This window comes from Halovivax gelatinilyticus, from assembly GCF_024300625.1.
In the GTDB taxonomy this organism is placed as follows: domain Archaea; phylum Halobacteriota; class Halobacteria; order Halobacteriales; family Natrialbaceae; genus Halovivax; species Halovivax gelatinilyticus.
This window is the reverse complement of record NZ_CP101322.1, coordinates 2672921-2693177: the sequence shown is the minus strand read 5'-3', so window position 1 is coordinate 2693177 and position 20257 is coordinate 2672921. Positions and strand designations below refer to the sequence as shown.

Below are 20257 nucleotides of genomic sequence, written 5' to 3'. Positions count from 1 at the left end.
GGGATCACTCCCCGTCTTCCGGCGCCGGAGTCGGTTCGGGCGCGGGTTCGACGGGAACCTCGATCTTTTCTTCTTCGGACGCTTCGAGCGTCGCGAAGAGTCGTTCGAACCTGCCGACGGACTCGTCGTCGCCGTCGGAGACGAGCGACTGGGCGAGACGCTCGCGTTCGGTAGCGACCTCGCGTTCGTCGTTTTCGGTGAGTCGCTTTCTGACCTCTTCGTCCTGGAGCGACATGGCGTAGTCATCGAGGGCGTTCCCGCCGCCGAGCAACGCTTCGACCACCACGCCCTCGGTCCGCATGACGTTCGTCTCAGCCGAGAGAACGAGCCCGGGAACGGTTATCTCGTTGCCGGTCTCGTCCGTGTAGGTCGTACGGAGGTCGGGATCGACGCGAAGGTAGGTCGCTTCGCCGTCAGAACCGGGCAACTCGACTTCTTCGACGATCGATCGAACGTCGCCCCGATAGTCGAAGATCGTCGAAAGTTCGCCGACGATCCGTTCGCGGACGTCCGCCCGATGGTCCTCGTCGATGACGTCCGCCAGGAGCGCGTCGAGTTCCGGAAGGGAGACCTCGCGATAGTCGACGCCCCCGAGCGTGTCGGAACGATCTCGTACGTCGAATCCATTGTTGGTGAAGCCGACGCGGACGTCGACGAGGTGCATGAGCGTGATGAACTCCTGGTTCATCTGCTTGAAAACGAAGTTGAGGGTTCGACTGAGGTTGATGTTCTCGAGCGAGCGCTCGATGGATGTCTCCTCGCCGGTCTGTTCGGAGATTTCGTAATCGGTATCGATCTCGACCTGGCGCTTGCTCGAGGCTTCGGCGGCGTGTTTCGACGTCGCGTTCGAGACGTTTTTCGCAATCTCCTCGCGGGCGGCGTTCGTACCGCCCTCGACGCCGCCGCTGGCCGACGCGCTTCCGAATCCCCAGCTCGCCTCGGCCTTGGCCTCGGCGTTGTACGCGAACGACTCCTCGTGTTCGTTTTTCTGGGACTGCTCTGCCTTGACCGTCTCCTCGAACTCTTCTGCCGTCTCGGTCGTGTACGAATCGAGGATACTCGAGGACTCCGTTCGCTGTTCTTCGGTCTTGCGGAAGGTCTCGATGCTAATCGTCGTCTGCTCACCCGGAAGCAACGAGAACGTCTTTAGCGTCCGGCCGGCGCCGTAGTTGCCGAGAAACGTCGAGAGGCGATAGCGCTCGACGAGAAACAGGCGCGGTTCGATCACCGGCGGCGCGACCGCATACTCGACCGTTGGTCGACCACCCATAGTGTAGCGGACGATGGGGTGACGACCGTCGAGCATCTCCCTGGCCATCACCTCGGGCTGGATCGCGTGCATGACGTCGACGTCGAGCTTCGCCTTCTGCGAGACGTCCGCCATCATGTCCGAAGCGAGTTCGGCGGCGTTCGACCCCGACCGCGAAAGCGATTCCGTCGCGTAGAGGTTCGGCTTGATCGAACTGTGGACCTCCGAGAGCAGCTCGTCTTGCGGCTGAGTGTCGATTATCTGTCCGCCCTCAGCCGTCTCTTCGAAGACGGGTTTCGAGCGAGCAAGCGACGGCTCGCGCATCAGCTTCGTCGCGTTCCCCACGGCGGCGACCGACTCCTCGATCCGTCGATCGACCGCCCCGACGATGGGGCCGCTCTCTCCCTGTACGAACTGCGATTCGAGGATCGCCGTCAGTGCCGCGTGAGCGGTGGTCGTGTTGGAATCGCCTGGGACGAACTCGTGGAGATCCTCTTCGTCCACGTCGTCCAGAACGTCCTCGTGGAGACCATCTTCACGCTGGACCTCGACGTCGTCGTCCGGTTCGTCGACGTGAACGTCATCGTCTACGTCCGGTTCGTCGACATCCGGTTCTTCCACATCCGGCTCGTCGACGTGAACGTCATCGTCTGCGTCCGGTTCGTCGACATCCGGTTCTTCCACATCCGGCTCGTCGACGTCTAGGTCCTCATCGTCGGGCTCGTCTACGTCAAGATCGTCGTCGATATCGGCTTCATCGTCATCTTCGATGGGAACCGGTTCTTCGTCGTCTATCGGGTCCTCCGGGGCCTCCCGAGGCGGAATAATCGAGGTCACCCATTCGTCGAACGTGGTGCCCTCGCGGGCATCCTCGCTGAAGTGATCTGGGTCGACGTCGAGTTCGACGTAACTGCGACCGGCGTAGGCGGTCGGTTCGGGGACGTTGTAGCTGACGATCGGGGCCCGTCCTTCGGGATCGAAGCTGACGAGCGGCGGTGCATCGTTGGCGGTGGATTCGTCGGGGCTCATACTGAGTACACCATGATTACGGTATCCTTCCGCCGAGAAGAATACTATCAGCGATCCCCACCAGCCGTAGCGATAAATAATTCACTTTCAGACGTCCTACTGGTCAGTTCTGCCAAACGGGATCACCCCATTCGCGACGAATGTAAACGGAGCTGTAACGAAACGAGTCGGTGCACGCAACCCCTGACGAACGATCACTGATCGCGCCGATTCGACCGACGGCAACACAATCGGAGATTCTATATTGACTAGATGTATCCCGGTCGCCATGCGACGACGAAGTGTTCTCGCCACCACCGCAACTGTCGGCCTCTGTTCGATCGCCGGTTGCGCTGGCCTGTTAACAGACGACGTCGACCTCGAATTCCGCCGAATGACACACCCGGAGCCACACGTCATCGACGTCGAGACGACGGACCGGGAGTACCACGCGACGGTGAACAACCGCGGCGACGCCGGGCGAATCAGAGCCGAACTCTGGTTCTTTCGGGATTCGACCGTTCCCGACCCCGAAGTTTCGAGCTTGTTCGACGCGTCGGACATCCCCGGTCGGACGTTCGACCGCGCCGACGAGTTCTTCTTCGACGACGGCGAGCGACGATCAGTCACCGTCATCTCGTCAGATCAAACGCCCGAGTGGGACGACCGCGAGTTCGGCATCTACCCCGTTCCGGCGACGTACGGCGCGATCTTCACGAACTCCGGCGCAACGGGTGACGTCGAATTCTCGCTTTCGTACGTCGACCCGGAGCCCTACTCGCTCACCGAACCGCCCGTTCAGCGCCAGACCGTCGGCGCCGATCAGGACGTCGAAGTGACGTTCGACGTCGTCATCCCGAGCGGGGTCGAGTACGAGATCGTCGCGGAGGCGATCTGACCGATCCGCGGCACGGACTGTCAGCCACGAACGATCGTCTCACACGCTCTCCGTTCGGTGTTCCGGCAATATACCACCGAACAGCGACGCTTATACCTCCTTGTCTCCCCGGGACTGGCAATGTCCAGGACGAACGGCCCCGACCGAACGATCGCCCACTGTCCCAGCTGCGGGTCAATCTACGCTGCCGAACGCGGTCCGGATGGAACTATCGAACCGATCGGCATCTCGAACGGCTGTCCGTGTGGTCACACCGATTTCGTGGAAGCCGAGGTCGAACTCGAGACCGAGTTCGACGAACCGGAAGTCCTCGACGATAGCGCGTAACCGGGTCGAACTCGAACCGGTCGGACCGGCGAGACCCATTTCTTCCGATATCGCGAAATTGTAGCCGTGGCCACAAAACCGCCAATCTCCTGTCCGGCGTATACCCAGTCGATCGAGGCGGATGGCGACTTTGAACGGCACCAGATTCGCGACCACGATCAGTTCGAACAGGTATCGGACATCGTCGCACAGCTCGAAGCCGAGGAACTCGGTGATCTACCGTCGGAACCGATCGGTTTCGCGACGAACGCCGGCCCGGAATCGGACTCGACGGATCGGCGTGTCTAATATATAAAGACCCTAGCAGCTGAGCCAGTAAGGCGATGTACGTCAGCAACGAAGGTACGATCGTTCTCACACCTGGCCGTGCCTCTGACATCATTGCCGCTGTGAGACGTTCTCCAGTCAGTGCGTGCGTTCGCACTGACGCCCCATAGATCGAAACGCGGTCGTGACGCCCATTAGTGAGTCACTCGTAACCAGCGTCGCCGTCGGTCACCAGCGGTCGAATCGTTGCGATCGGTCCGAATTGCAGGAACCGAAACGATCAATGTATTACGAATCGAAATACCACACGCCTCGAGATACCAGACGTCACTCACAGCACCCGATCGACCTCTCGAGGAGATATACCACCCATACACAGCTCGGTAACCCACCACCCTACCGGCTGTTTCTCCAAATCCGTACACCCTTTCGGCGAGACGCTGTCCCCAGCGCCACCGCAACTCAGGTCGACTGACCCCACCGAACCCCCGCTCCGATACCCGACGTCCGGCGCAAGCAGAACGTCGTCCATTCAAAGCCGTCAACCACGAGACGACCTCGAACGAGTCCGACCACGCGTACGCCACTGACACGACTCAATCGAGCCCGAAGTGACCGGATACCGTCGGAGTGATTTTCCGTCACGTGCGTCATATCGAGGCGGCCCCGACGATCGATTCCTCGGCCTCCGTCTGCGGGACCGTATCGAACGGAGCCGCCACAGCTTCGACGGGCGTATCGGATCGCTCTTCTGCGACTACGTACCTGACCTCGACGACGATCGGCGAGTCGATCTGTGCGTTGATCGCCTCGTAGAGACGGTCGCTCAGCGCCGGATTCGGACCGGGATCGATGCCGGTGAGTTCGACGATCACGCGGTCGATCGATCGAACCGGATAGTCGTCGTCGAGCACCACCGTAACCTCACCGTCCGCCACGTCGTCGTACTGCGCCTCCGCGAGGATCGAATCGACCTCGTCCTGTGCCGTGGCCTCCAGCTCGGTCGTCCGAAACTCGTTCAGCGTGACCCCACCGAGCGGAGCGGAAAGCGCCAGCAGGGCGACCCCGAAGACGGCCAGGTACGTCATCGTCGAGCGTCGGGTCGGCGAAACCTCGAACGGACCCTGCGGTCGATACCCACCGAGCCAGAGCGTCCCCAGTGCCGCAATGTTGATCGACAGCAGGTTCACCACAACGAGAACGAGCGCACCCAGAGCCGCCCCGTACATGCCCCAGGCGACGGTGATTCCCACGGCGGCCGACGGCGGGATCAATGCGGCGGCGATCATCACGCCGACGATCGCCTCGGAGAATCCGCGGGTGAGACTCAGAATGCCCGCGACGCCGGCCCCGAGCGCGACGAGAATCGAGAACAGGCTCGGTGAGACGCGCTCCTGGAGTTCTGCGACGAGAACGATATCGACGCCCGCCGGTTCGAGCCCGGCCAGTCGGGCGGTCCACGCGAGCGCGATCGACGCCGCGACCACGACGGTCACGCCGAGCGCCTGATACCGAAATCCGGCCCGACGGAGCGTTTCATCCCCGGTAACGATACCGACGCTCGCCGCTAACGCCGGGCCGAGCAGCGGCGCGATAACCATCGACCCGACGACGACCGCCGGCGAATCGGCGAGTAGCCCTGCGGTCGCGACGATCGCGCTGATCAGCAGCATGATGATGTAGATCGATAGCACGGGCGTGAACTCCTCGGCCTTGGTTCGGAGTACCTGCCGCGATGTGCGCGCCCCGCCGCCCCCGCTTCGACCGTACTGATCGCGGACGTCGTCGAACGCCTCAGAGACGACGGTTTCCGCGTTTACGACGACCACGTGGGCCTCATCGATATCGGCAGCCGCTAGCGAGTCGAGAACGGGTTCGACCGCGCTCGTCGGTAGCGGAAATCGGACGACCGAACTGAACTCGGTCCCGCTCGTTTCGTCGCTCATGACGTAGTTGATCCCGGCGTCGTCGAGCACGGACAATACCGCCTGTCGCCTCCCGAACGGAATCGCGATTTCGACGTAGCGCATCGGACCGACCCTCCACGAAGAGATGGATAGTTGTGACCCGCAACGGAGGCGCGAAGATGAACCCTGTCGAGGCAAGGCGGGGATTAACGCGTTGGACGTCGTACCTGGATTCATGAACGACGAAGAAGATGAATCCGAACGGCCATCCGACGAAGAACACGAAGGAGAGCGCGTGATGAGCCGGGCCGACGGCGCATCGATCCTCCGGGAGATCGCCGACGGCGTCGAGACCGGACGGATCGAAGTCGGGGGCGAGCGCGGCTTTGCTGCCACGATACCCGAACGCTTCGAACTCGAAGTCGAATACGAAGTCGAGGCGGACGAGGCCGAACTCGAAATCGAACTGGAGTGGCCGATGGAGGGTGGCGAGGCCGTCTCCGCGGGCGAAGAGTGAGCGTATACAGTTGAACGCCTACCAGTCACGCAACTCTCGACCATCGCCACGAGGGGGCCAGTTTGGTATTGATAGTATGAGGCGACGGGAACGGTGTGTCGGTCGCTGATTCACTCGCCGACCGACGCAGCGATCACTCGTTTGCTACCGGTCACCGAGCAACGCGTCGAACGCCGCCTCGTGCTCGGCGATCCGAGCGGCCACGGCGTCGTCGGACTCCCCGCGCATCTCCGGTTCGAGGTGGCGGGCCAGCCGAATCCGAGCGAGTAGTTCGTAACACTGCCGGCGAGAGGTTCCGTCCGCACCTCCCCCGTAGGATTCCCAGAACGCGTGCCGGAGCGACCGCCTCGCGTCGGGGTCGACCCGGTAGCCGTCAGCGAGCAGCGCCGTCGCCATCACCGCGTCCCAGAGGGGGTCGGCCGCCGTGGGCAGTTCCCAGTCGAGCACGGCAGTAGTGACCTGTTCGGCCGTCGGATCGAGACGGAGGTTGTCGATTCGATAGTCTCCGTGGACGAGCGCCGGCCGAACGCGATCGAGATCCACCGCCGCGATCAGCTCGGTTCCGAGCGCGTCGAGCGCGTCACAGCGCGCTGCGAACGGAGACTCGCGTAGCTCCGAGAGCTGGCGGTCGAGCGAGCGTCGGAGCAACTCCCGGTACGGCATTGGGCCGGTCACGGAAAGCGCGTCGCCCTCGTGGCCGATTCGGCCGAACGAGTCGAACGAGAGACGGTGGATCTCACGGAGGTACCGTCCGGCCTCCCGACAGAGCTGCGCGGCGACCGTCGGGTCCAGGTCGCCGGTCCACTCGGCGCCCACGTCGGGTACGTACTCGTAGACCGTAAACGGGTAGTCGAGCGGCTCGGTCCCGCTCCCGAAAACTCGCGGGACGGGGACGTCGGTCTCGCGACGGACGCGTTCCACCGTCTTCAATTCGGCCGGAAACGCCTCCGGAAAACGGGTGCCGACCTTGCAGAGCAGTTCGGTGTCGTCTTCGAGAACCACGTGGTACGCGTGGTTGTTCCCGGGTTGAATCGGGGAGACGGTCGCGACCGATGCCTCCGTCTCGTAGACGGTGGTGACGGCCTCACAGATGGACGGACGGGCGAACACGATCGGAGGATACGTCAGTGATCCATACTACCGTTCGGGTTCCGAGCCGACCGCCGGAGACGCTCGCCCATCGGTACGCCGAGTCGACGAGACGCTGCTGTCAGGACTGCGTAGCGGCGATGGGAATGCTGGAATTTACGGATCGATCGCCGGGCGGACGTCGCAGCTAATCGCCGTCGTTCGACCCATAAGCCCGAGACGCGAGACGAGAAAACGGGCGAGTTACGACGCGTCTACATCGAATTCGATCTCGGTCCAGTCTACGTCTTCATCGATGCCGAAGGTCACCGACTCGGTTCGGCCGGCATCGACCACCAGTTCCGCCTCGTCGACGACGACGCTTCCTTCTTGCAAGAGGACCGAAACGCGACCGTCGCCTCCGGCGTTTTCCACCGCGACTGTCACTTCGGCCGGTTGAAGGCGGAATCCGTATCCGCCGAACTCGTCGCGACCCTCGGCCGTAACAGAGACGGTCCGACGCTCGCCGTCGTCGAAGTACCGGTCGTGGGTGACGTCCACCACCGCGTTCGGATCCCAGGGATCCATCGACTGATCGTCCAGCCACACGAGCGTGTATTCGATGGACCCGCTCTCGCCGTTGTTCTGAATTTCGACGGAGAAGTCGTACGTGTCGCCGCCGACGTGTTCGTTATCGATATCGATCGCGTCCGGCTGTGGATGCGTTACGTCCGCAATCTCCGGATCCGCGAATTCGGGTTCGGATTCGGCGTCATCACCCGCATCGTCTGCTTCCGACTCTGTGATACAACCGCTCAGACTACCGAACGCTCCCGCACCGAGGACACAAAGATACGTTCTCCGATTCACACCCATCCGTCCAACTGAATCTACTTATTGCTGACTACTTCGGAACTGGCCGACATCGTGGCTATGGTTTCAATATTTTAACTCAAGTGAAGGAAAATCCCATGAATACGGACGACGCCCCGTTTCCACCCTGCCCACGCCGTGACTACCCGGTGACCGACGCCACCTCGACGGGGCCGCACACGCACCTCGACGGGGTAGCACACGCACCTCGACGGGGTAGCACACGCACCTCGACAGGCCCTGCGGCTGTCCGCTCACCCTCGCTGACGTCCAGTCAATGGGCGAATGAACACCAGCATTTATCCATCGCGATGGGCTGCCTCAGCGTCGCGCGTGAAAGTCGTACTGCGATAGAAACTATTCAGGGAAGGTCTCCCTCGTACGCATAGCAATTGTACCGGTAGGTGTACGTCTCGACAACAGTACCGTCATCATCGACGATTTCGACGCTCACGCTCCCGTGTTGCGGTGGCGGCCCTAGTGACGCTGCGTACAACTCTCCCTCGTCCAGGGCAGGATCCGCATCAGGGTCGAGCTGACTTGTCCCGGTTTCTCCGCAGCGGTACGTCGGCGAGCAGACCACCATCACGGTCACGCACGACGATCGCATCGTATTCGGATCTGATGGGCGCGTCCGCAGAAACGAGGGTGCCGAGTGATACCTTTTCATCGCCGGTGAGCATCTTGACGTGGTTGATTGGACCATCGATATTTCCCTCGCTGAGTCCCGAACAGCGAGCTGGCGGGTCGTTTTCGAGACACCCAGCGAGTATGCCGGATAACCCCAGTAAAATGGCACCAATAAACCAACGCCTGGACGTATTAGCAGACATATAATTACACCCTGCCAAGGTGTACAATAGACTCCGTATATAAGACCATCTACCCGTCTTTCCGTGCCTCTCTCCAAACGCTCGCTCGAACTCGCTCGCTCTGATGGACTCGCCGGGATTTGAACCCGGGGCCTCTCCCATGCCAAGGGAGTGATCTACCGCTGATCTACGAGCCCGCTTCGCATCGGTAGTTTCCCGACGGGTGTAGATAAACCTCTCGAAAGCTCGAAGCGAGCGAGAACGGCTCACACGATGGGCGTCTAGAAACCCTTTTGACCGCGACCGCACAATCACTCGTCGGGAAGCGCACGGCCGCAAATCTGACCCGTCGCGCCTCGTTGTCGAGCTTCGACGCGACGCGCGACTCGAGATTGCGGAAGTGCACCCGGCCAGTGGCCGGACCACGACGCGGTCGGTGCGCTCAATCCTCGAACAATGGCACGAATGCACACACGCCGTCGCGGCTCGTCCGGTTCGGACAAGCCGACGGCAGACGACCCACCGGAGTGGAGTGACGTAGACGCAGACGATATCGAAGCCCGCGTCGTCGAGCTGGCCGAACAGGGATACGAACCCAGCCAGATCGGCATGAAACTACGCGACGAAGGCGTGACCGGCACGCCCGTACCCGACGTGACGCTCGCGACCGGCAAGTCGATGACGGAGATTCTCGACGAACACGACGCCGCGCCGGACCTGCCCGAAGACCTTCACAACCTGATGAAGCGTGCGGTCCGACTTCGCGAACACGTTCGCGCGAACCCGCAGGACCACCAGAACAAGCGCTCACTGCAGAACACGGAGTCGAAAGTCCGCCGGCTCGTCGAGTACTACCGGGGAGACAAGATCGATCCCGAGTTCACCTACAGCTACGACGTCGCGGTCGATCTCATCAACGAGTAAATGAGTCAACTGGGCCGGCCCACGGAGTCGACAACCGCCGCCATCGAGAGCGCCGGCTTCGTCAAACTCCTCGTTCGCCCGGACGGCGACGCGCTCGCCGCAGCCGGCGTCCTCGCTCGCGCGCTCGAGGCGCGAGGGACGCCGTTTCAGGTGAGCGTCGGGAGCCGGCCCGATCGTACGGCCCGAGTCACCTCGCCCGAGGACGACTCGGCAACGCTCGCCCTCGGCCCGCTCGGCGATGTCGAGTCGACGAGCGACGATCCGATCTACGCGCTCGATCCGACCGATGGCCCGCTCGGTCTGCAGGCGGCCGATCTCGTCCGCGACCTCGGCGACGAGCCCGACGACGTGCTGGCGCTGGCCGGCGCGATCGCCGCGGGCGTCGACCCGACGAGCGGACCGGCCGCCCAGTCGCGAGAGATCGCGATCGAAGCGGGTCGACTCGAGCCGAACCCGGGCGTCGCCGTCCCGACGTCGGATTCGATGGACGGACTCGTCCACTCGACGCTCGTTCGCGCGCCCTGGTCGGGCGACCGCGACGCCGTCGACGAGGCGCTCGGCGACGCCGACGACGATCGAACGCTGGCGTCGCTGGTCGCGATCGACGCGGTCGGTCACGAAACCGCGACCCAGCGCGCTGCAGAGACGATCGGGCGGGTCGTCCACCCGGACGAAACCCCGACGGGTCCGTTCGAGACGCTCGGGGGAACCGCAGACGTCCTGTCGGCGACCGCCCGGACGGCCCGCGGAATCGGGATCGCGCTGGCGATCGGTCACGCCGTCTTCGACGCCGCGGTCGAGGCCTGGCGCGATCACGGTCTGGCCGTCCACGACGCGCTCGATACCGCGTCGACGGCGCGCCACGACGGGGCGTTCGTGTTGAAACTACACGCAGATACACCGGTGCTCGCACAACGGAGGGCGATCGAGTCGGTGGCCGAACTGGCCGCCGCGACGATTACGCCGGAGCCGGTCGTCTGCGTCGTCGGCGACGACCGCGTCGCCGTCGCCACGACGGACGAAGAACCGGTCGGACCGCTGTGTCGCTCGATCGCCGACGATCACCAGTGGGATGCAGGAACCAACGTCGGGACCATCGAAGGTGACGGGATCGACGTCGACGTGCTCGTCGAACGCGTGCGGGGGTCGCGATGACGCCCCGCGCGGAGATTCGGACGCGCCACGCCGATCCGGAGACTGTCGCGGCGTCGATTGCGCCGGACAACACCGACGAGATGGAGACGCGCGTCGAGACCGCCCCGACCGACGACGATCGATCGGACCGAGTCGTCCTCACGACGATCGAACGCGATTCGACGAACGGGTTGCAGTCGACGGTCGACGACACGATCGTCAACCTCGAGGTTGCCGATCAAATCGTGAACGCGGCGAGAACCGAACCGAGCCCATCCGCCCGATCGGCGGATGCGAACCACCAGACGACAGACAACACTAACGATAAAACATGAGTGAACGATCAGTTTCACGCGCAAAGCAGGAAAAGCGGTGGTACACCGTGCTCGCACCGGAGCAGTTCGACCGGCAGGAGCTCGGCGAAACTCCCGCTGACGAGCCAGAACAGGTACTCGACCGAACGATCGAAACGACGCTCGGCGAGTTGACGAACAACGCGAGCGAGAACAACACGAAGCTCACCTTCCGCATCACGGACGTCGGCAGCGACGCCGCGTACACGGAGTTCGAAGCGCACTCGCTCACCCGCGACTACCTTCGATCGCTGGTTCGACGCGGTGCCTCGAAGATCGAGGCGTACGTCACGGTCTTGACGACCGACGACTACCGCGTCCAGATCCAGCCCGTCGCGTTCACCACCAAGGGTGCAGACGCGAGCCAGGAGAAGGCCATCCGCGAGACGATGGTCGAGATGGTCGAGTCGGCCGCAGAGGACCGCACGTTCGAGGAGGTCATCGACAGCGTCGTCCAGGGCCGACTCTCCTCTGCCATCTACGGTGAGGCGAAGACAATCTACCCACTGCGACGCGTCGAGATCCAGAAGGCGACGCTCGAAGCCCACCCGGACGAGGTGGCCGAAGAACAGGAGACGGCCGTCGACGTCGACGAGTCGGACGTCGAAGCCGACGACTGAGTTTCTGCGAGCGACGCGATCATTTTCGGTACGTCGAAACGGACAGAGTTGCGGATATCGATAAGAAGGTCCGATCGTCGCCCACATCGGACGACACGAGCGGGTTGGCGGAGAAGCCGTCGCTCAGAGTCCGCTACTCGGTGACCACGACGGTGCCGACCATCCGAACGTCGTCGTTACCGTCGAACTCGTGTGGGATACAACAGTACGGAAACTCGCCTGGCGTTTCGAACGTGTGGGCGTACGTTTCGCGGGTGTCGAACCCGCCGCCACCCGTCGAGTGCCAGGCGTCTCTGGCCTCCTGTTCGCTCTCGTAGCCGCCCGAGGCGAAGTACTCGGCCGTGTCGAAGATCGAGCTCTCGTAGGCCGTGATCGTGTGGACCGACTCGCTCGTGTTCTTCCAGACGACGCGCTCGCCGACGGTGGCTTCGTAGCGTTCGGGATCGAACGCGTTACGACTCATCCCGATGTCGTACTCCGCACCGCCGAAGAGCGCGTCCGCGGCGTCGCCGACTGCGGTACAGCCGGATAGGGCGAGTAGGCCGGCCGAGCCGCCGGTCGCGAGGAACGCACGCCGTCGCATACACTTGGCTTCGGGCGCAGATCGTATAACCGGCCCGATTCCGGGGCCGGGTTCGACGATCGAACCACCGAACGCGTTCGCTGTCGCACGGACCCGCGCGGAGACGGAAACACGTAAGGTCGACCGACCGCCAATCGAGGAGTATGCTTCCCCGGTTCGTCGGTCGCCTGGGCGCGGCCGACGTCGTCACGGTCGCGAACGCCGTCGTCGGCTTTCTCGCCGTCGTCCTGGCCTTCGTCGACGTCCAGCTGGCCGCACGGATCGTCCTGCTGGCAGCGGTTCTCGACGGACTCGACGGCGTGGTCGCGCGACGCTACGGCGGAACGCCCGTCGGCCCGCACCTGGACTCGCTGGCCGACGTGGCGTCGTTCGCGATCGCACCGGCCGTCCTGGCGTTCGTCGTCATCGCCGAGGGCTTCGACATCGATTCGACGGCCTGGAGCGTCGAACTCGCCGGGATCGGACTTGTCTGTGGCCTCTTCGTCGGCATGGCGGTCACCCGCCTGGGCCTCTACACCGCCTACGATACCGCCGACGAGTTCACCGAGGGCGTCCAGACGACGCTCGCGGCGACGATCCTCGGCGCGGCTGTTCTCGCGGGCGTCACCGACCCCTGGCTGATCCTCGGGGCGACGGTCGCGTTCTGTTACCTGATGGTCGCGCGCATCCGCTATCCCGACCTGCTGGCCAGGGACGCGATGATCATGGGCGTCGTCCACGTCCTCGCGATTCTCATTCCCGAGGCGGCGGGTCGAACGTTCCCGTACGCGCTGTTGACCCTGGGAATCGCCTACCTCACGCTCGGGCCGTTGCTGTACTGGCGCGGCGGCGCCTTCGCCTCGAAGGTGTATGGAAACGCTTAGGGGGATTTACGCCGGATCGTCGAACATGATGACGCCCAGCGAACCGCGGTCGGCGACTCGCCGGCGGGTGCGGGCATGACCGACGAGTCGGACGACGGCGACGGATCACCGCCGGTCGCCGAAATCGAAGCCGAACTCGCGACGATCGGCGAGGACGTCGAGGCGCTCGAAGCCGACCTCGAGGCCGCCGAAACCGAACCCGATCTCGACGAGGTCGAAACCACCCTCGGGGAAGTCCGCGAGACCCACGAGGCGATCGAAATCCCGGAACCGCCCGAGGAGCCGGACGACGAGGACGAAGAAGCACCCGAAGACCCCTACGAGGACGTCAGAGACGAACACGACGACGTGGGCGACGCCCTCGACGACGTCGAATCCGGCATCGAAGACCAGCGCGGCCCCTACGCCGAGGACGTCGTCTCGGAGTTCAACGGCGCGAGCGGTGACGTAGGCGGAACGCGCTGGACAGTCGAAGGCATCGCGGAGCTGTACGCGGCCGTCGAAACCGCCGTCGAAGAATCCGAAGACGCACTCGACACGCCGCTCAGCATCGACGAATCGGTAACTGGTGAGGTTGAGCGACCGACCGAGGGTTCGAGAAGCGAACTCGACGAACGTATCGAGGTGGCCGCAAACGGCTTCGTCGACGTGATCGACGACCTCGTCGACGCCGTCGAGGACGCAGACCTCGATCCGGACGACGACGCCGAAACGATTGCCGCCTTGCTCACCGTGACCGACGAGATCCAGTCCGGCGTCGACGACGCGACCGACTGGGACGACCTCGAGGTACGCGAGCAACTCACTCGCGAGGGGTTTTACGACGTGCTCGATCACGTCAAGGACTTCCCGCCGGAGTGGCACGCGCTGAAAGTACACGAAAAGCGAGGCGACGTCGAGATGATCCTGCTCGCACTCGACTCGTTCGACTCCGGCTTCATGGAAGAACACTGCCTCGAAGCCTTACAACGGATGGGCGACGAGGCGGCCATCGAACCCATGCTCGGGCTGGCGAAGCGTCGCGACGAGAACGCGATCGCCATCCTCGGGACGATCGGCGTCGAAGACGAACAGGCCGTCGACACCCTGCTCGGCTACGTCGACTCCGGCGACGTCAACATGCGCACGACCACCTTCCGCGCGCTCGGCGAGATCGGACCCACCGAGGCGGTTCAGCCCCTGGCCAACCAACTCGCCGACGACGACGAAACCATCCGCAGCCACGCCGCCCGCGCGCTCGGGCTGATCGGCGACACCCGCGCGATCGACCCGCTCGCAGACTGCGTCGAGAGCGACGAGAGCGACACCGTCCGCGCCAGCGCCGCCTGGGCGTTACGTCAGATCGGCACCGAAGACGCCCTCGAAGCCGTCTCCGCCTTCGCCGACGATCGGACATACCTCGTCCAGGCCGAAGCCGAGCGCGCCCGAAACGCGATCGGCGACTGATCGACCAGGGATTCAGCTTCCCGGCCGCTCCCGACAGTTTATAACCGAGAACGCAGCCAGGGAGCGACGTGACCCGTCCGCCTCGCGCGCGAACTGTCCCACCCACGGCCAGCACGCGCCACGTACGGTCGGTGCTCGGTCTCGCTAGGCGGGTTCTCACGCTCTTCGTATTCCTTTCGCTCTTCGGGCTCATCCTCGCGGGGTCCGTTCCCGTCTCCGAAGCCGCCCCGAAACCCACCGACGAGCCACTCCTCGCGGACAATCCCTCCGACCATCGGCTGGATCGACTTCCGGCGGGGACAGATCCCGACTGTCCGGTCGAGGAACCGACCGCCTCGAACGGACCACACATTGTCGAACTCTACCCGAACCCCCCGATCGAGGGTAACGAGGGCGAGTACGTCGTTCTCACAGTTCCCGAGACCGACGTCGGATCGCTTTCGATCACCGACGGGCACACGACGGCGTCGGTACCCTCCCCGCTTCCCGCGACGCGGGTGGCCCTCTCAACCGCCCCAAACGAGACGGCGACGCTCACCGACGATCCGATCGTCGAGCTGAACGGGACGGTGAGACTCGCCGCGAGCGGCGACGAACTCACGGTGAAAGACGAGAACGGGCCGATCGAGACGGTCGTCTACGATCGGGCACCCGACGCCGAAATCTGGTACCGCCAGGCCGACGCGACCGCCGACCACCCCGACGGCACGCACCGAATCTATCGCGGCGAGTGGTGGCCCCAGGACGCGACCTGTCTGCCGACGGCGACGGTCGAGCCCCACGGGGCGACGGCGTTCGTCCTGCCCGACTCGCCGGAACACGTACTGGAGACGATCGACGGAGCGGACGAACGGATCGCGCTCGCGGGGTACACGTTCACCGACGATGCGGTCGCCGACGCCCTCACGGACGCGCTGGACCGCGGCGTCGAGGTGGACGTCCTCGTCGAAGCCAGCCCGGTCGGCGGGATCGAACGCTCGACCGACGATCACCTCGTCGAACTCGACGCGGCCGGGGCGACGGTTCACGCGACCGGCGGGGAAGCCGCCCGCTTTGGCTTTCATCACCCGAAGTACGCCGTCGTCGACGACGCCATCCTCGTGACGACGGAGAACTGGAAGCCCGCCGGCGTCGGCGGACGGGCGAGCCGCGGTTGGGGCGTCACCGTCGAGAACGAGGACCTGGCGAACGAACTCGCGGCGATCTTCGAGGCCGACGCGACCGGTCACGACGCGACGCCGTGGGCGGAGTTCCGGGCGTGGACCTCGTTCGTCGAGGACGATCCGTCGACGGGATCGTTTCCCGAACACCACCCGCCGGAGGCCGTCGACGTCGAGACCGTGGAACTTCTGATCTCGCCGGACAACGCCAGACATCGGTTCGAGGAGTTGCTCGAATCGGCCGAGGAGTCGATTCAGATCGTCCAGGTGCAGATCGAGGGTCCCGAATTTTCGTTACTCGAAACCGCGATCGACGCCGCCAGAGAGGGGGTAGAAGTCTCCATACTGCTCGACGACTCGTGGTACGTATCCGACGAGAACCGCGAGCTGGCGTCGCGGATCGAATCGATCGCCGAACGTGACGGCCTCCCGATCGACGTACACCGGACCGACGGCGGCGATCGATTCGATCGCGTTCACGCCAAGGGCGTCGTCATCGACGGTGAGGTGACGATCCTCGGGAGTCACAACTGGAACGACCACTCGCTCGATCAGAATCGGGAGGTCGCACTCGTCCTCCACGGTGAGGAGGCTGCAGCCTACTACGCGTCGGTGTTCGACGGCGACTGGAACGACGAGACGACGTGGTCGATTCCGGTCGAACTGGTGTTGGTCGGCCTCGGCGGAGTCGCGCTCGTCGTGATCGTAACCCACCGATACGTCGAGTTCAGCGCCACACCCGGTCAGCTCCCTCCCGAGGGCGACAGATCGGATGAACTACCGCCGCGGCCGATCGTCATCGAGGGCTCTGCCGGCGTCGAACCGGCGAGCCGAGAGAGGAGTAGTCGGAACCGAGAACCAGTGATCGCCGCTGAATCGTCGAGCCACGCGGGCGACCGAGATCGACCGCCGCCGGAGACGCGTGTACCGCCACGGTCGACATCGGGCGGTGACGACGCGACCGACGACGAGTCGACGCGCCACCGCGACCGCACGAACGCTCGATGACGGGCCCACTTAACTGGCGAATCGAGACAGCCGGCACGTTACCCCGATGGTCGGCGTTCGTCAGCCAATGACAGGAGACGCTTCGACGGAGACCGGACGGTGGGACGGCGGCGTGCCGACGGCGATCGACCCGCGAATCGTCGCCCTCGTCGTCGTCCTGGCCGGCCTCGCCGCCTCGCTCAACGTCCCGTACGGCGGGATTGAGTTCGCAGCCGTCGCGTTTTGCGCGCTCACGATCGTCGGAATCTGTGCACACGTCCTCGGCCAGCGACGGTTACAGCGGATTACTGCGGGTCTGGCCGACCACTGGGACGAACACGGCGCATCTGTCGAAGCGGTCAGTCACGCCGACGGCTGGGGTCGGACCTCGTGGGTCGTCAGCACGTCGGCCGGTTCGATCACCGTCACCGGTCTCGCACTCGCCCCGCTGTCGAAGGTATCGATCGAGTGGCAGGGAACGGGAGACGTCCTCCAGGCGTCAGAGGCGGAAGATCGCCTCGAATCGCTCGCGGCGGAGTGGTATCAGGAAGTCGTCGAGATCCCTGCGTCGGCCTGATCACCCGGTATTTTTCATCCCGGCCGCGATGCCCATCACCGTCAGTCTGAGCGTTCGCTCTTCGAGAAGCGAACGGTCGTCCGTGGCGAGTAACGACGTCTGAAGCAGGTTCAACGGGTCGACGTACGGATTGCGACGGGCGAGCGACGATTCGAGCCAGGGGCGGCCGATCAACGACTCCCGGCGACGAATCGTCGCGAGTAACTCGACGGCGCGGTCGTGGGACGCCCGGCATCGCGGGAAGAAGGATTCTCTGAGTCGATCATCGGCGAGTTCCGCGTATTCTGCGGCGATCTCGAGGTCGGTTCGAGCCAGCGACTGGGCGGCATTGTCGAGCGTGGTCCTGAAGAATGGCCACTCGTCGTACATCGTCCGAAGGGTTTCGACGTCGCCGCCCGCCTCGAGGTAGGCGTCGATTCCGCTCGCCAGGCCGTACCACCCGGGAAGGATACAACGAGACTGCGTCCACGAGAAGACCCAGGGGATGGCCCGCAGGTCCTCGACCGTGCGTTCGTCGCTACGTGAGGCCGGTCGAGAGCCGAGATCGAGCGCCTCGATGACGGTTATCGGCGTCGCTTGCTCGAAGTATCTGACGAACCCGTCGCTCTCGAGCAGGTCACGGTACGCCGTTCTGGCGGCGTCTGCCATCCGCTCCATCGCATCGAGCCACATCTCCGGGGGCGGTTCGCCCGATCCGTCTATCGCCCGGCGTCTGGCCCGAATCTGGGCGTTCAGCATCTGTTCGACGTTCCGCCGGGCGACGTGCGGGTTAGCGTACTTTTCGGCGATCGCTTCGCCCTGCTCGGTGAACTTCACGGGACCGGTGACCGTGTCGTTCGGCAGGGCGAGCAGCGCCTCGTTCATCGGTCCGCCGCCGCGGGAGATGGATCCGCCGCGGCCGTGAAAGAGCCGAAGCGTCACGTCGTTGTCGGCACAGATGCGAGCGAGTCGTCGCTGGGTCCGATAGAGCGACCAGTTCGCGGCGAGAAATCCGTTCTCCTTGTTAGAGTCGGAGTACCCCAGCATGATCTCCTGGACGCCGCCCCTCGCGGCGAGAGCGTGGGCGTAGACGTCGTTCTCGAACAGCGTCTCCATGATACGGCGTGCCCCCGAGAGTGCGTACTCCGTTTCTAGCAGCGGAACGATATCTAGATCACACCGATCCGGCAGGGAGATGATGCCGGCTTGATCGGCGAGAAAGAGGACTTCGAGGACGTGACTCGGCTCTTCCGTCATCGAGATGCAGTACGTGTCGATCGCGTCGACCCCGTACTCGTCGTGCCAGTCGGCGAGGCGGCGAAACAGCGCCAGCACCTGCGTCGACTCATCGGAGAGCCCGTCGGTGTCCGCGACGTCGATAACCGGCTCGTCGCGCTGGATTGCGTCGGTTAGCACGTCGACGCGTTCGGTTTCGTCGAGCGCACGATACTCGATCCCAGAACGGTCGAGCACGTCGGCGATGGCGTTGGTGTGTCGCTTACGGTGGTCGCGAAGGTCGAGACTCGCGAGCGCGAATCCGAACGTCTCCACCTTCCTGACCAGCGGATCGACGTGGACTCGTGCGACCGTCTCCGCCCCGTTTTCCCGGAGACTCTCCGCGATGAGTTCGAGATCCGCGCGCAGTTCGTCGGGGTCGGCGTATCCCCCGTGCCGGTCGTCGGCGGTATGGGAAAGTCGCGTTCGAACGAACGAGAGCTTGCGCCGGTACGGTTCGTCCGGGTATCGATCGTCGATCTGGGCCGCCCGGTCGGGAAAGCGGCGTCGATCCGCCTCGAGCGACGCTGAAAACGCCGAACCGAGCGACAGTCGGTTCCGATCCTGGCTCAGTACGCCGACGAGGCGATCGAGTTCCTCGGTATAGCGCTCGAGGACGATTCGGCGCTGGCGATCGAGCGTCGCCGCGGTCACGTCGGGCGTGACGTACGGGTTCCCGTCGCGATCGCTTCCCGCCCACGATCGAAACGAGACGAGCGGGGGGACATCGATCGACTCGAACCCGGCGTCCAGTTCGTCGTAGACGTCGCCCACGACGTCGAAGAGGGTGCGCTCGAGATACCACTGGACGTTTCGCGCTTCGTCCTCGACGGTCGGCGGACGGTTTCTGACCTGCAGCGTCTGCCAGAGTCCCGTCACCTCCGCGCGAAGTGCGCGCCAGATCCGGTCTGTCTCGTCGTGCGTCAGCAGTTTCTCGTCGAGTTCCTCCAGGGCGACGGCTATTTCCCGAAGTTTCGCTTTGATCGTCTTCCGACGCGCCTCCGTCGGGTGCGCGGTGAACGTCGGCTCGATCAGGACGTCGTCAAGGACCCGGGCGACGGTCTCCGGATCCGCATCGGAGAGCGATTCTATCGCCGCGGCGATACTGTCTTCGAGCGGGCCGTCTTCGGCCGACGCCCGTATCGATCGAACGCGCGCTCGCTCTTCGGCCAGGTTAATGAGTTCGAAATACGTCGTAAACGAGCGAGCGACGACACGCTGTTGACTCGGAGTGAGACCGTCGAGTTCGACACGCAGCGGCTCTCGACTATCGATGTTACCTGTTCGGTAGGAGATTGCGGCCGTCCGACACGATTCGACGGTCTCGAAGTCCCGCTGGGACGTCTGCTCGGTGAGGACCGCTCCGAGGACCGACCCGAGTTCCCGGACGTCCTGTCGGACGTCTCTGTTGTGGATCGTCATCGGTAGTC

The 20257-nt window shown here is 64.1% G+C and carries 18 protein-coding genes and 1 tRNA gene; 12 read left to right on the top strand and 7 right to left on the bottom strand.

Annotation, left to right across the window (positions count from 1 at the left end; all coding sequences use genetic code 11):
- Positions 1–4 precede the first annotated feature (4 nt).
- Positions 5–2278: a hypothetical protein gene (locus tag NKH31_RS12795; RefSeq protein ID WP_254862184.1), complete on the bottom strand. Its 2274-nt coding sequence runs from the start codon at positions 2276–2278 to the stop codon at positions 5–7.
- 268 nt (positions 2279–2546) lie between these two features.
- Between NKH31_RS12795 and NKH31_RS12790 the strand changes: the two genes are divergently transcribed.
- The 3 genes from NKH31_RS12790 to NKH31_RS12780 all read left to right on the top strand — a co-directional run bounded on the left by NKH31_RS12790 (position 2547) and on the right by NKH31_RS12780 (position 3770).
- Positions 2547–3155 carry a hypothetical protein gene (locus tag NKH31_RS12790; RefSeq protein WP_254862183.1) on the top strand — a complete coding sequence of 203 codons (609 nt, stop codon included), beginning with the start codon at positions 2547–2549 and terminating at the stop codon, positions 3153–3155.
- Positions 3156–3275: 120 nt separating this feature from the next.
- Complete coding sequence (locus NKH31_RS12785) at positions 3276–3482, top strand: hypothetical protein (protein WP_254862182.1); 207 nt, start codon at positions 3276–3278, stop codon at positions 3480–3482.
- Between the two features lie 66 nt (positions 3483–3548).
- Positions 3549–3770 (top strand): hypothetical protein, encoded by a 222-nt coding sequence (locus NKH31_RS12780; RefSeq protein WP_254862181.1) that lies wholly within the window; start codon positions 3549–3551, stop codon positions 3768–3770.
- A 629-nt stretch (positions 3771–4399) separates the two neighbouring features.
- Here NKH31_RS12780 and NKH31_RS12775 read toward each other — a convergent pair.
- Complete coding sequence (locus tag NKH31_RS12775) at positions 4400–5779, bottom strand: TIGR00341 family protein (protein ID WP_254862180.1); 1380 nt, start codon at positions 5777–5779, stop codon at positions 4400–4402.
- A 112-nt stretch (positions 5780–5891) separates the two neighbouring features.
- On the opposite strand from NKH31_RS12775, the gene NKH31_RS12770 reads away from it, so the two are divergent.
- Entirely contained in the window at positions 5892–6173 is a 282-nt protein-coding gene (locus NKH31_RS12770; RefSeq protein ID WP_254862179.1) for an amphi-Trp domain-containing protein, read from the top strand.
- A gap of 144 nt (positions 6174–6317) precedes the next feature.
- Here the strand turns inward: NKH31_RS12770 and NKH31_RS12765 are convergent, their stop codons facing one another.
- The 3 genes from NKH31_RS12765 to NKH31_RS12755 form a co-directional block, all read right to left on the bottom strand.
- Positions 6318–7283: a phosphotransferase family protein gene (locus NKH31_RS12765; protein ID WP_254862178.1), complete on the bottom strand. Its 966-nt coding sequence runs from the start codon at positions 7281–7283 to the stop codon at positions 6318–6320.
- A gap of 222 nt (positions 7284–7505) precedes the next feature.
- Positions 7506–8111, bottom strand: a complete 606-nt coding sequence (locus NKH31_RS12760) for a hypothetical protein (RefSeq protein WP_254862177.1) — start codon at positions 8109–8111, stop codon at positions 7506–7508.
- A gap of 940 nt (positions 8112–9051) precedes the next feature.
- Positions 9052–9123, bottom strand: a tRNA-Ala gene (locus NKH31_RS12755).
- A 259-nt stretch (positions 9124–9382) separates the two neighbouring features.
- Here NKH31_RS12755 and NKH31_RS12750 point away from each other — a divergent pair.
- From NKH31_RS12750 to NKH31_RS12735, 4 genes are read left to right on the top strand one after another with little or no spacing between them, the layout of a single operon-like run.
- Entirely contained in the window at positions 9383–9850 is a 468-nt protein-coding gene (locus tag NKH31_RS12750) for a 30S ribosomal protein S15 (RefSeq protein ID WP_254862176.1), read from the top strand.
- Positions 9851–11005 (top strand): hypothetical protein, encoded by a 1155-nt coding sequence (locus tag NKH31_RS12745; protein ID WP_254862175.1) that lies wholly within the window; start codon positions 9851–9853, stop codon positions 11003–11005. It begins immediately after the preceding gene.
- Positions 11002–11319 carry a KEOPS complex subunit Pcc1 gene (locus NKH31_RS12740; RefSeq protein ID WP_254862174.1) on the top strand — a complete coding sequence of 106 codons (318 nt, stop codon included), beginning with the start codon at positions 11002–11004 and terminating at the stop codon, positions 11317–11319. Before NKH31_RS12745 ends, NKH31_RS12740 begins: the two co-directional genes overlap by 4 nt.
- Positions 11316–11957 carry a 30S ribosomal protein S3ae gene (locus NKH31_RS12735; protein WP_254862173.1) on the top strand — a complete coding sequence of 214 codons (642 nt, stop codon included), beginning with the start codon at positions 11316–11318 and terminating at the stop codon, positions 11955–11957. Before NKH31_RS12740 ends, NKH31_RS12735 begins: the two co-directional genes overlap by 4 nt.
- A 133-nt stretch (positions 11958–12090) precedes the next feature.
- Here NKH31_RS12735 and NKH31_RS12730 read toward each other — a convergent pair whose 3' ends face one another.
- The gene (locus NKH31_RS12730; RefSeq protein ID WP_254862172.1) at positions 12091–12540 is read right to left on the bottom strand and encodes a cupredoxin domain-containing protein; all 450 of its coding nucleotides are present in this window, start codon (positions 12538–12540) and stop codon (positions 12091–12093) included.
- A 143-nt stretch (positions 12541–12683) separates the two neighbouring features.
- Here NKH31_RS12730 and NKH31_RS12725 point away from each other — a divergent pair, with 143 nt between their 5' ends.
- From NKH31_RS12725 to NKH31_RS12710, 4 genes are all read left to right on the top strand, one after another.
- Positions 12684–13403 (top strand): protein sorting system archaetidylserine synthase, encoded by a 720-nt coding sequence (locus tag NKH31_RS12725; protein ID WP_254862171.1) that lies wholly within the window; start codon positions 12684–12686, stop codon positions 13401–13403.
- 75 nt (positions 13404–13478) lie between these two features.
- On the top strand, positions 13479–14849 hold the full coding sequence (locus NKH31_RS12720) for a HEAT repeat domain-containing protein (protein WP_254862170.1): 1371 nt from the start codon (positions 13479–13481) through the stop codon (positions 14847–14849).
- Between the two features lie 68 nt (positions 14850–14917).
- Positions 14918–17017: a phospholipase D-like domain-containing protein gene (locus NKH31_RS12715; RefSeq protein WP_254862169.1), complete on the top strand. Its 2100-nt coding sequence runs from the start codon at positions 14918–14920 to the stop codon at positions 17015–17017.
- A gap of 67 nt (positions 17018–17084) precedes the next feature.
- Complete coding sequence (locus tag NKH31_RS12710; RefSeq protein ID WP_254862168.1) at positions 17085–17573, top strand: hypothetical protein; 489 nt, start codon at positions 17085–17087, stop codon at positions 17571–17573.
- Here NKH31_RS12710 and ppc read toward each other — a convergent pair whose 3' ends face one another.
- Positions 17574–20249: a phosphoenolpyruvate carboxylase gene (ppc, locus tag NKH31_RS12705; RefSeq protein ID WP_254862167.1), complete on the bottom strand. Its 2676-nt coding sequence runs from the start codon at positions 20247–20249 to the stop codon at positions 17574–17576. It abuts the gene before it with no gap.
- Positions 20250–20257 lie beyond the last annotated feature (8 nt).